Source organism: Devosia sp. 919 (genome assembly GCF_013185965.1).
GTDB lineage: Bacteria > Pseudomonadota > Alphaproteobacteria > Rhizobiales > Devosiaceae > Devosia.
Map to the genome: position 1 here is coordinate 517,155 of NZ_JABAOL010000001.1, position 14,686 is coordinate 531,840.

The window sequence follows — 14,686 nt, forward strand, 5'->3', positions numbered from 1 at the left end:
TGCGCGCCGGCAATGACAACCAGGTTGCCGAACCCTAGACAACGACAACTAGGTTGTCTATGTTGGTGAAGAAAGACAACAAGGTTGTCTAGCAGAGGTCGACATGGACTTTTCTCCCGTGAGCTCAACCAATGCCGCATTCAGCCACCAACTGGTGAGATTTGACGGCACCGACATCCATTATGTTTCAGCAGGTACCGCGGGATCGCCAATCCTGCTGGTTCACGGTTTTCCGGAAACCTGGTGGGCGTTCCACAAGCTCTTGCCTCTCCTCGCCGAGCATCATCGGGTCTTTGCCGTCGACCTGCGCGGTTTTGGCGGCTCCCGCGGGGCGATGCAGGATTACGACAGCAGAGCGGTGGCCGAGGATCTACACCGGTTGGTGGCTCACCTCGATGTTGGCCCCGTGCATCTGAGCGGGCAAGACATTGCTGGCGGCGGCGTTTTCCGGCTTGCTGCGACCTATCCCGAGCATGTCGCGAGTTTCACCGGCATTGAAATGGGCTTGGCTGGATTTGGCCTTGAGGCGCTTGCCGATGTTACCCTTCACCCCGGCTCCTGGCATATCGGCGTGCTGGCCGCTCCGCAAATTCCCCAGCTGTTGCTGGCTGGGCGCGAAGAGGCATTCCTGCGGGTCATGTTCAGCTCGATGTCCGCTACCGCCGAGGCCGTGTCGGACGCCGACCTTGCCGAATTCGCCCGCAGCTATTCCCGTCCGGGCGCCTGGGAAGGTGCCGCCAAACTGTACCGATCCATGCTGCGCGAAGGGGCAGATATTCGCGCCATTGCCCAAGATAAGGCTTTGACAATGCCCGTGCTCGCAGTGGGCGCGGGTGGTGGCGAGTTCACGGCCACGACCATGGCCAAGGTCAGCGCGGGCACCGTGCGATCAGTTCTTCTCGCTGGAGTAGGGCACTACCCGGCTCTTGAAGCGCCGGAGCGGTTGGCCCAGGCGATGCTGGCTTTTGTTGCCGAAGTTGATGCCAGCAGGAGGGATATTGCCAGCGCTTATTCGTGAGATGCTGCTTTTAGCAGCAGCTCGAAATGCCCTGACTGAACACAGGCAAGGACACGCGCAAGCTAACATGTTACGAGGAAAAGAGCATCCTCCCGCCGCCCGGACCTTCCAAAGTGAATCTTACCGCCAGCTCGTCAGTGACTCATCTCGCCGGCAAGACCACGCTGCCCATCATCATTGCTGTAAGCGTTTGCCACCTCATCAACGATGTCATGCAATCCATGCTGTCGGCGATCTATCCATTGCTCAAGGTCAACTATCAGCTCGACTACATCCAGATCGGGTTGCTGACGCTGACCTTTCAATGCGTAGCGTCGCTGCTGCAGCCGGCAATCGGCATGTATACCGACAAACGCCCGTTGCCCTATTCCCTGCCCGTCGGGATGGCGGCGAGCCTATTGGGTCTGATCATCCTCGGCATGGCACAGACATACTGGTTGTTGCTGATCGGTGCCGCATTCGTGGGACTAGGCTCGGCGATCTTTCATCCTGAATCCAGCCGAGTCGCCCGCCTGGCTTCGGGCGGCCGGCATGGTTTGGCCCAATCGATGTTCCAGGTTGGTGGCAATGCCGGCTCGGCCATCGGACCATTGCTGGCCGCTTTCATCGTGCTGCCGCGCGGGCAATGGAGCATCAGCCTGTTCGCTGCCGGCGCCCTGCTCGGCATATTCATCTTGTGGCGGGTGGGCAACTGGTATGCCGAGCACCAGCGCAGCAATGCTGGCAAGGCGCCCGCAAGCAAGTCGTTGATGTTCGGTCAGCGCACCACCATGATTGCGCTGACCGTGCTGACGGTTCTGACCCTGACCAAGAATGCCTACACCGCCAGCCTATCGAGCTATTACACCTTCTTTCTCATCAACAAATTCCAGGTCGGGGTGCAGGACGCGCAGTTGCTGCTGTTCGTTTATCTCGGTGCTTCGGCTGTCGGCGTATTCCTCGGCGGACCGATCGGGGACCGGTTCGGGGCCAAGTTCGTAATCTGGTTTTCAATCCTGGGGGTGCTGCCGTTCACGCTTGCGCTGCCCTATGCCGACATGACCTGGACCGTGATCCTCACCATCATCATCGGGCTGGTGTTTTCCTCGGCCTTTTCCGCCATTGTGGTCTTTGCGCAGGAGTTGATGCCGGGCCGCATTGGGTTGATCGCGGGCATCTTTTTTGGCTTCGCGTTCGGCGCTGGCGGGATCGCTGCGGCGGCACTGGGTGCCGTCGCGGATTTCACCAGCATCCAGCACGTCTTCTGGCTCTGCTCCTTCCTGCCACTCGCCGGCTTGCTGACGGTGTTCCTGCCCGATATGGGCAAGGTCAGGTAGCTGGCGGGGGCGCCAGGTGGACAGGTTTGGGCCGGAGCTTCAGGAAGGCGAATGGCCGAAATCAAATCTGTCGTCCACCGGGATGCCGACCCTGGCTCTCAACCCTACGGGTTACTTGGCCCGCCAGATACGTATTGGCTGGACGTCGGGATGGGCAGTCGGCCAATTTCGGGCAAACTGGTCAGTTCCTAGGTTACGTCGCCCGCCCGGACCACTCGCGCTCATTCATTCTTGCGCCTCTTGGATCATGTCCGCGAGCAAAGAATAAATGAGGTCGGTATTGCCAAAGATCTCCTGCGGATTAATCAGGTCGTGCGGCAGGTGGTTGGAGAACTCCAGCCGTTCGGTTGAGACGTCCGGGTCCCGCGAGCGCCACAGATTGACCAATTGGTCGGTCAACTGGTTGTTGACGGCAACATCGGCCTCGTTGAGCACAACCGAGATGCGCGCGACTGCGGGTGGCTCCCGCGCGGCATCATGCATCACCGCCTCGCCCAGCCGCATCACCTGGGCCAAGGTGTGGGTCGATGGACGAGGGAACACATAGTCGGTCTGTGGGGCGGTCACCGGCGCCAGCGGATTGATCCAGAACATCATGTTGGGCAACAACAGGAGCAGGTTGGTCGCCGCCGTGTTGGCCCAGGGCGGCACGATATAGGGGCCAAGAAAGGGCGATACCGGGACGGCCAGGCGAATGTCGGATCGGTGCTGTGCCGCCCAGGTGACGATCGTACCTCCGGCGGATAGACCGACAACCACCACGTTATCACCCAGCCCCTGCGCCAGATCGGTTGAGCTATTAGCCAGATCCACCAGGTGCTCGGCGGTGAGAGCGGCCAGGGAAACGGTGTCGGGATCGGCCTCGCCATGGCCGAACATGCGGGGCAGATACACATTGTAGCCCAATGCAAAGACCGAGCGCGCCAGCGCCTCGCCCTGGGCGGGGCAACTGGTAAGGCCATGGAAAAAGACCACGGCAATGGTGGTCTTGCGGCCATGGGTGAGGAGTTGGGAGGAGCAGCGCTTATGAAGCGCCAGTTCGCCTTCCGCCCCCCGCACCGCGTAAAAGGCCGCGAATGCCTCTTCATAGCTTTGCGCCGGCGCGGTGGCTGATGGCCTTGCGCTTAATCCCTGCACCGGCACAGGGGTGAGGGAGAGAATGACAAAGGAGCCGGTCAGGCCGACAGCAAAGATCAGGGCGCCGACCCGGGCTGCCCGACGAAGATTCCGGGAAAGCGTCCTAACAGACCGGGACGGGCGATTTCGCGCCGCGTCGTGCGGCCTGATGAAGGCAATCAGCGCCCAGGCCAAAATCCCGCCCGCCAGCCCCAGCGCCATCGCGGCGGCAAAGCCCGTGGTCATCAGGCCAAGGCCCGCAACCCAAACCACCCATTGGATGCCGCCAGTGGCCGGAGTGTCGGAGACCACCATTTCGTTGAGGCCGAGAACGACCGGATAGGACAGGGTTGCCGCCAGTATCCCCGCTGCAGTGCCGGCGAGCGGGGAAACCCTCGTCCAACTAGGCATCAATAGCCACCAAACCAACCAGCCGCATAGGAACACCCCGGCAAGCAGCACCGGCCAGGGCACGCTCCCCGCCCTGTTGGGAACGGCTCCTCCGATGTTGAGACCGAGTAATGGGGCCAGCCCCAAGGCTAAAAGGGCGAAAAGCAGTCCGGCGGCAAGGGTCCAGGGGAGGTACCAAGCGGCGCGGCGTTGAGGAGCGTCTGTTGACATCAATAGGCTCCCCACCCGATGCAGGCAGGCAAGGCGGGGCCCATACTGAACAGTGCTGCCATGGTGCCCACGCCCAAGCTCATTTGCTATCGACCGCAATCATGTCGAGCAGGATTGGGTAGACAATGCTCACCCCGCCATGCGGTTCGCGCGGGTCAATCACATCATGGGGCAATCCGTCCGCCTGGGGCAGGAATCGCAAGTCCACTGTTCGTCCATCCTCGCGCCACTGCGCCACCAACTGCTGGGCCAGTGCGTTATTGACCGAGTGATCTGCCTCGTTGAGGAGAACACCGATGCCCTGCGCAGCGGGGGCTTCCCACGCCGCCTGGGCCGCAGTGATCCGCCCCAGGCGCATCAATTCGGCCACGGCGCGGGTAGCAAAGCGTGGATAAACATAGGGCATGCGGGGGGAGCTATAGGGCGTTTCGGGGTTCCACCAGAGCATCATATTGGGCAAGAGGAGGAGCAGGTTCGTTGCGGCCTGCGTTGCCCAAGGCGGCAAGAAGGCCGGCCCAAGAAAGGGCGCCACCGAGATTGCACCCGCCAGGGTGCTGTCGTTCTGTGTCTCGAAGGTGGTGATCGTTCCCCCTGCCGAAAGGCCGGTGATGATCACCTCGTCGCCCAGGCCCTGCGCGAGAGCAATGGCAAACTCGGCTGTATCGACGAAGTCTTCGGCGGTGACACTGGCCAATGCCAAGGTGAGCGGATCGGCTTCGCCATGTCCCGGCAGGCGGGGTACGAGGACGTTATAGCCAAGGCCGAAGAGCCGGGAAGCCAGTTCGTCGCCTTGGGCCGGGCAACTGGTCAAGCCGTGGAAATAGATCACGACCCCCGCGACCTTGTCCCCATGCGTTTGCAACTGCGAGCGGCATTCCGGCCGCAGCGGCAGAGTGGCTTCCTGCGCCTGGATGACGGCAAAGCCGGCCAGGGCCTGCGCATAGCTTTCAGCCGGGCGAGGGGGCGTGCTTGCGGCGAGCTGAGGGGTGGGCAGCACGGTCAGCCCGACAAACACGGCAACTAGTGTGACCACTGCGAAGGCGGCGCAGAAGACCAGGCCTCGAAACATCCGCCGCAACAGGCCCACTTCCCGCTTCGTTCCGCGCGTCGACGGCGCGAGGTAAACGGCAGAGCGGCGCTGCAGGAAGGCGATCAGCATGCCTGTCAGTGCCAGCGCGATGGTAGAAGCAAAGCCGGTGGTGACCAAGCCCAACGCGGACTGAACCAGAACATAGCCGAGTTGGCGCAGCAGGGACGCAAGGTCTGCGGCCACGCGCGCGTCCGAATGGAGGAACTCGGCCAGCAACAGCACGGCAGGATAGGAGAAGCAGGCCACCAGCACGCCCGCGACAGCGCCCCTGACCAAGCTGACCTGCCCCGGCCGAATAACAAGCAGCCACCAGACTAGAGAGCCACAAAGGAAGACACCGAGGAGAATATTGGCGACGGTGATTTCGCCGCTATTGCCCAAGGCTGCCGGGTTAATCCGCAACTGGGCGGAGGCGCTCGCGAGCAAGGCGGTTACAGCAAAGGCGAGGCCAGCAAGGAGGCTCCAGAGCCAGCGCTGTGCCGCCAAAGGGCGGGCAGAATTCTTTTCCACGCTCGTGCTCATGGCTTGCCTGCCGGATAGGAGGCCATGCGTTCCTTGAGTTCGGCAATGCTGGCATCGTTCCAGCCGGGCGGGTCGACGAGGGCGCGCCAGGCGTCGATGTAATCATCGATGGCGTAGTTGTGGCCATAGCCGATCGGGGAGGTCTGGGCGAGAGCCATATCCATGCCCAGTTGCAGCCAGGTGACCAGGGGATACCAGGTCAGGGCCGAGGACACCCCCGGGCCGCGCTGGCCGATCATCCAGGCCGGTTCGGTGCGATAGCTCGACCATTCGAAAAAGACGATGGGGTCGCTTGGATATTGCAGAAAGGCGATCCGCAGCGGTCCCCAAGGGGTGCCAGGGTCAGCCAATTCTGCGCCGCGATTGGCAAAGCGTACCGTCGATGCATTGCCAAAGCGGGGCCGCCATTCGGGGGAGCCGGGATCACGATTGGCGGTGGCATAGCCCCAGATGGAACTGGTGAAAGGCGGGCCTGCCCAAAGTGCACCATTATAGGGGTCGGCAAAGAGGTCAAGGATCTGCGCCGAGGCCTGGGAGCTATTGGCCCCAAGGCTGAGGCCATTGAGATAAAGCCTTGGCCGAGTATCGCGTGGTAGCTTGGTCCAGTATTGATAAACGATAGAAAAAAGGGCCTGGGCCGCCTCTGTGCCGTATTCAGGTTGAACCACTAGGGAAAGCGGACTGGTGAGATAGGAATATTGCAGCGCAACGCTGGCGACGTCCCCCGCCATCAGATATTCGAGGCTATCAATGCTGGGCGGATCCACCCAGCCCGTGCCGACCGGCATGATGACAACGAGCACGGACCGGTCGAACGCGCCCACTCGAAGCATTTCCTCCAAAGCGAGGCGGGCGCGCTCTTCAAGGGTCGCAGCCGAGCGCAGGCCGACATAGACACGCAGTGGCTGTTCGGCAGGCCGCCTGATCATGGCGGCGATAGCAGACTGGCTGGGGCCCGACTGCACATAAACCCGGCCATCCCGCCCGATCGTGTTCCAGGCCACGAGCGAAGCGGCGCTGCCTGACTGGAGCGGATTGGCGGGTGGTTCGCCAAACTGGCCCGCGACCTGGTCAAGCTGCTCAAAGAAGCGGTCCGCCGAAGCGAGGGAAAAGCGCAGCAGCACGCCATTGAACAGCACGGCGGTGACCACGCCTACTAAGGTGATACCCAAGAGGAGCGCCACCCGACGTGGCACATAGCGCTTCATCCGCCGCGCCACGGCCTGGACACTGTGGACAAGGAGGGTGCCCAGGGTAACCAGCACAACGGCGGGCAGCAGCGCTACGAGCACCACCTGAAACGGGTGGCCGCGATGCACGGGTGGCTCGCCCATGGCTGCGCGCACCGAGTTTTGCCAGGGCACGATCTGCACCAGGCTGTAAAGGACCAATGCGGCGCAAAGCACGGCGACAAGGAAGCTGACAAGGCGCGTATAGGCGCCAAAAGGGCGGCCGAGCTCGATATAGTCCCACAGCCACTGCAGCGTCGCGCCAATGGCGTAGCCGAAGGCAAAGGTGGTGCCCGAAAGCAGGCCTTGAATTGGGGGTGTTCTGGGCAGCAGCGAAGGGGTTAGCGACAAGCAGAACAGGATCACCCCAACCACAAGACCTGCTCGGGACAGATTGCGATCGATCAGGGGCAGCAGCGAGGTCGCCCGCAGGGCTTTTTCCATGGCGTCATCCCTCCACTTGCGACCCCGCTCATGGTTCCTGATGGATTGTTCCTTGCCGTCCAGATGTGATTGGCCAGCTGCGGCCGGTCAATGAATGGCTTCAAAGCGGGTGAACAGGGGTAGTGTTTGTGTCCGGCAGAATTGCTCGACCGTGGATAGAAATTTTAGCGTAATTGCTTCGCCTCAAGCTAAGCAATCGGAAGCTCAAGCCGATGTGCGCCGCAGGTAGCCGCAGAATGGGGGCCGGTCGCTGGCCCGAGTGGCAGCTTCAGCCGCACTGGTAGCGCTGGTTGGATGACAATACCCTTACACGCAACCGGAGAGATTTTCAGAAATATTTCAAGCACTTAGTGGAACGATCGGGCTGTGTAAGGGTTGGGTTGTGCAAACAAGAGAACCACAATGAACAAGCTCCTCACTTTCATGACCGCTGCCACTCTGGCGACCACCGCCTTTGCTGGCATCGCTGCGGCGCAGAGCCCGACATCAACAGCCACGACCACAGCCACAGCTGCAACGGATCTCACCATCCGCTCCGGTCCCGGGCCGCAATATGCGTCAGTAGGCTTCATTGCCGCTGGGGAGAGCGCGACGGTGGGTGGTTGTCTGCAGGGCAGCAAGTGGTGCCAGGTCAGCTATGATGGTGCCACCGGCTGGTCCTATTCGGATTATCTTACGGCCGATCTTTCGGGCGAAGCTGTGGTGCTGACGGAGCGTTACTCCGATGTGGGGCTTGCGACCGTCACCTATGAGGATGAAGGTGCTGCTCCCGGCGGCGCGGCAGCTGGTGCAACCAGCGGTGCTATCGTTGGCGCCCTTATCGGCGGCCCCATCGGCGCGGCCATTGGTGGTGTTGTCGGTGCAGCAAGCGGCGCCACCGCCGGTGCAGTGATCGATCCGCCGGAAGTCGCTCGCACCTACATCACCTCCAACCCCAAGGAGTCAGTTTATCTGGATGGGGAGGTCGTGATCGGCGCCGGTGTTCCTGAGACGGTGACCCTGCAGGCTATCCCTGAATACACGGAATACCAGTACGTCTACATCAACGGCCAGCCCGTTCTGGTTGACCCCGCCACCCGCCAGATCGTCTACGTCGTTCGCTGATCACGCGCCGGCTGGTTCAGATAACCGGCCGGCTTCCTCTCGACTGCGCTGCCTCTCTTTTCACCTCTGGTGGTGTGTTGAACTGCTCGGGGCCGTCGCTGACTGCGGGTAAGCGGCTCAAGCGCTACAGCCTATGCGGGTTGAAAACCCAGGGGCCGCGCGGTTCCTGGTCCCGCAAATTTCAGATTCGGCAGGCGAGACCATGCGGCTTTCCCGCTACCCGAGGCCCGCTCCGAACTTGCCTGCGGCTTTGCTCTCCAACTTCAGAACAGGGCCGACCCGCGAGCGCGTTGAGACGTAAGTGTCTTCCCACGATGAACCCGGCATGCCCTCGCTGAGGCGGATCCGCGACCTGCCAATGGTCAGCTGATTGGTCAGTAAAACGGCACCAGAAGCGCGGGGGGATACTTCTGGCGCCGTTTTCTAGCTGACGCTCCAAGAATGGGCAATCCAAGAAGGCATGGGACCTTGGAAGTCAACGCTACCACCATAACCCACCTGCCGTGACCCATCGGTGATAGGCTTTGTCAGGTGTTTGTCAGGCAACAAGGGGTACAATTTCGTTATGCCAATTCGCACCCTCATTGCTGCGCTTGCTCTTTTCGCCCTGCTTGGCCAGCCAAGCTGGGCGCAAGGCAATGGAAATGGAAATGGGAATGGGAATGGGAATAGTGGAGGGGAAAGCCGGGGCAGCGACAGCGGGACTGGCGGGAACTCCGGTGGAGGGAACGGAAACGGAAATGCTGGTGACCGGGACGGCAACGGCAATAATGGCAACGGCAATAATGGCGGCGGCAATAATGGCGGCGGCAAGGGGAACGGCAATGGCAATTCGGGTAGTGCCGGGGAAGCAGGTCCGTCCAATCCGGGCAACGAAAACGCTGGGCCTGGCAACAATTCGGGCCATGGGGGAGGAGGGATTGGCAGCAACGGGCGCGCGAACGCTGGAGCGCCGGGTCAGTCGCGATCCAGGGAAGAGCCGGTTGGGGAAAGCCCGGAACGATCAGCTCTAGAAGCAGTGCGCTCCGGCAAGGCAGTTCCACTCGAAAGCTTGCTCCCCGATGTGAGGGCCAATACTGGCGGCGAGGTTATCGACGCTGAGTTGCTAACCGTGGACGGCTTCCTGCTATACGGCATCAAGGTACTGACGCCGGCTGGCCGCGTCAGCGTTCAATATTACTACGCCAATTCGGGCCGACCCGTGAGGGACCGCTGATGCGGGTGCTGATTGCCGAAGATGACGATCGGATCGCCGAGACGCTCGTTGCGGCGTTGAGCCGCGCCGGCTTTGCCGTAGAGCGCGAAAGCGATGGTGAATCGGCCTGGTTCCGCGGGGACTCCGAGGCGTTCGACGCCATCATTCTTGATCTCGGCTTGCCGCAAATGGATGGGTTGACAATACTCAAGCGCTGGCGCAACGCCGGGCGCCTGACGCCGGTACTGATCCTGACGGCGCGGGGCCAGTGGGAAGAACGCGTTGACGGCATCGAGGCGGGAGCTGATGATTACGTGGTCAAGCCCTTCCACATGATGGAGATCATCGCCCGGATCCGCTCCCTCGTTCGAAGGTCCGCGGGCCTTGCCTCCTCGCGCATTGCCTTTGGGCAATATCTGCTCGACACGCGCACCATGCAGGTCACCAATAATGGCACTCCCGTTGATCTGACGCCGCAGGAATTCAAGCTGGTTGCATACCTCGTGCACCAGCGCGGACGGGTTGTGTCGCAACTCGAGATCACCGAGCACATCTATAACCAGGATTTCGAGCGGGACTCCAATGCCATCGAAGTTCTTGTCGGGCGCGTACGCAAGCGTTTGGGCCCCAATGTGATCAAGACCAGGCGTGGCTTCGGCTATGTGCTGGGTGACGAGGGGTGAGACCCAGATCACTTCGCCTGCGCATGATGGGATTGGCCCTGATCTGGGTGGTTCTGTCCCTTCTGGGCGCAGCGCTGGCTCTGCAATTCCTCTTTACTCTCAATATCGAGCGCACCGCGCGCGCCGAAATGGCGGCAGCATTGAACCGGCTGGCGGCAGAGATCGTGCCGGAAGTGGCGACGCCCGCAATCGGCACGCCCCTGCCGGACCCGCTTTACTCAACCCCATTTAGCGGCCGATACTGGCAGATCGAGGCGCTCGACAATGGCGGGGTCACCCGGTCCAAGTCACTTTGGGACTTCGTACTGCCCACACCGCCGGTCGCCACTGGTGGCGAGCTACTGCATCATGCCGAAGGCCCAGAACAGCAGCCGCTAATCCTGCTGACCCGCAGACTGGAGCTGGAGACCTCGACCGGTGAGCGACCCTTCCTAGTCACGATTGGGGCGGACCGATCCGCCCTTGATGCCGCCAAAGTGGAATTCGCCTGGGACGCAGCCAAGGTGCTGGCCCTGCTGGGCGCCATTATCGTGCTGGCGGCCTGGGTCCATATCAAGCTGGGCCTCGCCCCGGTTCAGTCAGTGCGCCGCGGAGTGGAGGCGATCCGCCGGGGCGAGGTGGAGCGGCTGGAAGGGCCCTATCCCAGCGAGCTTGAGCCGCTGATCGATGAAGTCAATGAACTCCTCGCCACGCGCGATGCCGCTACAGAAAAGGCCCGCTCGCGGGCTTCCGACCTCGCGCACGGACTGAAAACCCCCCTTGCAGCCCTTACCGGAGTGGCCGAACGGCTGCGCAACAGGGGTAATCCCGCCGACGCGGACATGATCGAAAGCCTGACGGAGGAAATGGCCGAACGCATGGATTATCAATTGCGGCTCGCCTCCCTGCGCGTGCGAACCGCCGCCCATGCCGCCAGCGCGTCCCTGAACACCGCGGTGATCCGCACAATGACAGTGCTCAAGAAAACCGGCCACGGCGAACATCTGCACTGGGTGGCGCAACTGGGCGATGATTGTGACGTCGACATGCACCGCCAGGATCTGCTGGAGCTGGTTGGCATTACCCTCGAGAACGCGGCGAAGTGGGCCCATAGCAGGGTTTCGGTGCACAGCCGAAGGGATGGTGGTTTCGCGGTGCTCGAAATTGGCGATGATGGCCCGGGCATACCCCCCGAGCAGATTGCCCAGCTTGGCATTCGGGGCCGCCGACTGGACGAGAGCCGGCCAGGAACTGGCCTCGGCCTTGCCATGGCTGCACAGATTCTGGACCTGAATGGCGGCTCAATGCAGTTCGGCCGCGCCGATGCAGGTGGGCTTTGCGTCACACTACGAATGCCGCTTTCGCTAGCTCGACGCCGCGCAGGACCTTAAGCGGCCGCGACTGCTTCGTCTGGAGTGTAGGCGTTCTGGTTTTGATTGGCCGCTACGTCAGCTGCGGGCGCTTGCCCCAATTGGGCGCTGATGATGAGCCCTGCCGCAGCAAGGCAGCCAAGGGACAAACAGCAAAGGATCATAAATGCGGTGACCATGAGAGTGCTCGCTTGCGAATAAGGATCGGCCTGACCAAGAAGGACGAAGCCTGGTTTTATCCAGGCATGACGGAAGAACGAAGCAAACTCGCCAGCGGTTGCGTGTATTTGTTAATTGTCTATCCGTGTGTAGCCTGACAAATCGATAACCGGACCGTCATGATCATGACAGGAAGTGCGCTGCCAAAACAATACCGAAGTAGTGCGTTAATATATATCATTCGCCATCGACGATTAATCAACGAACGACACAGTGCGTTAAGCCGTATATTGTAGGCGTCTCTCCGGACGCTGTTCCACTAAGATGTGTTTGGTTATCACGCCCTGGTCGAACCTACGGCTCGAGCAGCCTGGCAATTCGGAGCGGAGCCAACTTGAGCAGCTATTCCACTGCAGGCGAGTAGTTAAGGGCATGCGTGTCCATCGCAGGCATGCAAGCGTTGACGCGTGTGCTTACAATCTAGTCTGCGCGAGCGCCGGAGAGCATCAGCCCCGGGCGTGGCAGCGCTGCAGTCATTGCCTCCTATGATCTAAGTGCAAGCCCAGGCAACGTTTCCGCACCTGTCCAGTTGACCAACACCCCTATCGGTTCAATCTGGGACATGAAAATGGCAACGGAAAAGACACTCAGCGACGCTTTCTACGAAGCTCTCAAGGATGTTTACTTCGCCGAGCGCACCTCGGTGCGGGCACTCAAGAAGGCCGCGAAAGCCGCCAAGCAGCCCGAGCTCAAGCAAGCCCTGGAAAAGCATGGCGAAGAAAGCGCAGAACAAGTCGAGCGCCTTCAGCAGGTGTTCGAAATCTTCGGAAAGGCGGCGCGAGGCAAGACCTGCGAGGCTATCCAGGGTTTGATGGCTGAAATGGAAGAGCATCTGGAGGACTTCAAGGACAGTGAAGCCTCGGATGCCGTTCTTATCGGGAGTGCCCAGGCAATGGAGCACTACGAGATTGCTCGTTATGGCATGCTGAAGTCATGGGCGCAGCAGTTGGGACTGCAGGATGCTGCGGACTTGCTGGAGCAGACCCTCAACGAAGAAAAGAACGCAGACCAGTTGCTCACTGAACTTGCGGAAAGCTCCGCGAACCAGCAGGCCGCTTAACCGGAGCTAGCTCAACACCGATTTGGGCCCGCTTGCCTCGGCAAGCGGGCCCGCTGTTGCTCAATGAGCATCGCGCGTCCGCGCGCTCTGCCCATACCAGGCTCAGGAATGGGGAGCTAGCCGACGAGATCATTGCATCATGCGTCGGACGTGTGCCCCACCACAGACGGGAACAGCTGCCGTTTAAACGACGGCCGGGCCGATCCCGCGTATGAGGCGAATTCGGCGGCTCAGGCTGCCGCCAATCTTGAGAGCAGCCCTGCCGCGTGCCCAATTGCATCACTCGAACCCAGCACACGGTGGCAGCGGCTCGCGTGGTTTATGACAGGGCTTTCATGCCGTTGTGATGGTTGCGACATGCGAGGTGACTAGGAAGAAGCGTCAGTTTCTCCTGGAGAATACAATGCTTAAAGCTCTCGCGCTTGGCGTCAGCCTCAGTTGCCTTTCCGCTCTCGCCCTGGCTCAGGACGGCGCAGAAGGTCCGGCAAAGTTCGACGCTGTGCTCAAGGCTCATGCGCAATTGCCCGCCCAGACATTCCTCCCGGTCCCGGCCGACGCGCCTCCCGGCCTTCAGCTTTCGGGCCGTTTTACCTCTGGCACGCGGGTCGAGACGCCTTACGGCTGGGACAATCCGGCTTCGGGTATTGCTATGCCTTTTCCGGGTCAGCCCCTCCAGGGCATGAGCGGCGTGCGTTCGCTCGGCAATGACCGCTTCCTGTTTCTGACGGATAATGGCTTTGGCAACAAGGCCAACTCCGCCGACGCGATGCTGATGTTCAACATGCTCAAAATGGACTGGACCGCCGGCAAGGTTGGTATCGAGGAAACGATCTTCCTCAAGGACCCCAATCGGGTCGTGCCGTTCCCGATCGTCACCGAACATAGCGACAGCCGGTATCTTACCGGGGCTGACTTCGACCCTGAGTCGATCCAGCCTGTGGGCGAAAACTACTGGATCGGCGACGAGTTCGGCCCTTGGTTGATCGAAGTTGACGGCGAGGGCGTCGTGTTGCAGGTCATCAAGACCAATCCTGGCGGCATCGACTACAGGTCTCCGGACAACCAGTTTACCTCGCAGCCTGCGGCGGGCGCGACCGTCACCGGTATCAACACCGGCCGCTCCGGTGGCTACGAAGGCATGGCGCAGTCAATGGACGGGAAAACGCTGTATCCACTGCTCGAAAAGCAGTTCTACGATGAAGAGGCGGGGTCGCTGGAGACCGTAGACGGGCAGCCGGTTATTCGCATGCTGGAATTTGATGCCGCTGGCGCATCCTGGAGCGATACGGTTCGCCGCTATCCGCTCGATGATGCCGGCCACGCCATCGGAGACTTCAACCTATTTGAGGGCACCCGTGGCCTGATCATTGAGCGTGACAATAATGAAGGTGACGATGGTCGCGAAAAGGCCGCCGCCTTTAAGCGCATCTATCTGGTTGATCTCGCCCGTGCAGACGAGAACGGCGTGCTTGAAAAGATCGCCTATATCGACCTGATGGCCATTCAGGATCCCGATGGCATTGCCCCGCGCGGCAGCAAGGACGGGGTCTTCACGTTCCCATTCGTGACCATCGAAGACGTCGACTTGGTCGATTCCACCACCATCATCGTCGCCAACGATAACAACTATCCCGGCTCCACCGGTCGTGAAGCCGGCCGCGCCGATGACAATGAGTACATCCTCCTGGACGTCGCCGACTTTCTCGCCGCCCAATAGGCA

At 61.1% G+C, this 14,686-nt stretch carries 11 protein-coding genes; 7 read left to right on the plus strand and 4 right to left on the minus strand.

All coding sequences use genetic code 11. From position 1 onward, the window contains the following. Window positions 1-103 precede the first annotated feature (103 nt). Window positions 104-1,018 (plus strand): alpha/beta hydrolase, encoded by a 915-nt coding sequence (locus HRQ64_RS02485; protein ID WP_172121884.1) that lies wholly within the window; start codon window positions 104-106, stop codon window positions 1,016-1,018. 113 nt (window positions 1,019-1,131) lie between these two features. Then, complete coding sequence (locus HRQ64_RS02490; RefSeq protein ID WP_349236659.1) at window positions 1,132-2,334, plus strand: MFS transporter; 1,203 nt, start codon at window positions 1,132-1,134, stop codon at window positions 2,332-2,334. A 225-nt stretch (window positions 2,335-2,559) separates the two neighbouring features. On the opposite strand, the gene HRQ64_RS02495 is transcribed toward HRQ64_RS02490, so the two are convergent. The 3 genes from HRQ64_RS02495 to HRQ64_RS02505 form a co-directional block, all read right to left on the minus strand. Continuing rightward, a complete protein-coding gene (locus tag HRQ64_RS02495) occupies window positions 2,560-4,071 on the minus strand; it encodes an alpha/beta fold hydrolase (protein ID WP_172121885.1) in 1,512 nt (503 codons plus the stop codon). A gap of 79 nt (window positions 4,072-4,150) precedes the next feature. Then, window positions 4,151-5,671 (minus strand): alpha/beta fold hydrolase, encoded by a 1,521-nt coding sequence (locus tag HRQ64_RS02500; RefSeq protein ID WP_172121886.1) that lies wholly within the window; start codon window positions 5,669-5,671, stop codon window positions 4,151-4,153. 8 nt (window positions 5,672-5,679) lie between these two features. Further along, a complete protein-coding gene (locus tag HRQ64_RS02505) occupies window positions 5,680-7,356 on the minus strand; it encodes an alpha/beta-hydrolase family protein (RefSeq protein WP_172121887.1) in 1,677 nt (558 codons plus the stop codon). 402 nt (window positions 7,357-7,758) lie between these two features. Here HRQ64_RS02505 and HRQ64_RS02510 point away from each other — a divergent pair, with 402 nt between their 5' ends. Beyond that, window positions 7,759-8,460, plus strand: a complete 702-nt coding sequence (locus tag HRQ64_RS02510; RefSeq protein WP_248307161.1) for a DUF1236 domain-containing protein — start codon at window positions 7,759-7,761, stop codon at window positions 8,458-8,460. 538 nt (window positions 8,461-8,998) lie between these two features. Here the strand turns inward: HRQ64_RS02510 and HRQ64_RS02515 are convergent. Then, window positions 8,999-9,367 carry a hypothetical protein gene (locus HRQ64_RS02515; protein ID WP_172121888.1) on the minus strand — a complete coding sequence of 123 codons (369 nt, stop codon included), beginning with the start codon at window positions 9,365-9,367 and terminating at the stop codon, window positions 8,999-9,001. A 308-nt stretch (window positions 9,368-9,675) separates the two neighbouring features. Here HRQ64_RS02515 and HRQ64_RS02520 point away from each other — a divergent pair, with 308 nt between their 5' ends. The 4 genes from HRQ64_RS02520 to HRQ64_RS02535 all read left to right on the plus strand — a co-directional run bounded on the left by HRQ64_RS02520 (window position 9,676) and on the right by HRQ64_RS02535 (window position 14,683). Further along, window positions 9,676-10,338 carry a response regulator transcription factor gene (locus HRQ64_RS02520; RefSeq protein WP_172121889.1) on the plus strand — a complete coding sequence of 221 codons (663 nt, stop codon included), beginning with the start codon at window positions 9,676-9,678 and terminating at the stop codon, window positions 10,336-10,338. Further along, the gene (locus HRQ64_RS20425; protein ID WP_172121890.1) at window positions 10,335-11,708 is read left to right on the plus strand and encodes a HAMP domain-containing sensor histidine kinase; all 1,374 of its coding nucleotides are present in this window, start codon (window positions 10,335-10,337) and stop codon (window positions 11,706-11,708) included. Before HRQ64_RS02520 ends, HRQ64_RS20425 begins: the two co-directional genes overlap by 4 nt. A gap of 766 nt (window positions 11,709-12,474) precedes the next feature. Next, the gene (locus HRQ64_RS02530) at window positions 12,475-12,966 is read left to right on the plus strand and encodes a DUF892 family protein (RefSeq protein WP_172121891.1); all 492 of its coding nucleotides are present in this window, start codon (window positions 12,475-12,477) and stop codon (window positions 12,964-12,966) included. Between the two features lie 403 nt (window positions 12,967-13,369). Beyond that, the gene (locus HRQ64_RS02535) at window positions 13,370-14,683 is read left to right on the plus strand and encodes an esterase-like activity of phytase family protein (RefSeq protein WP_172121892.1); all 1,314 of its coding nucleotides are present in this window, start codon (window positions 13,370-13,372) and stop codon (window positions 14,681-14,683) included. Window positions 14,684-14,686 lie beyond the last annotated feature (3 nt).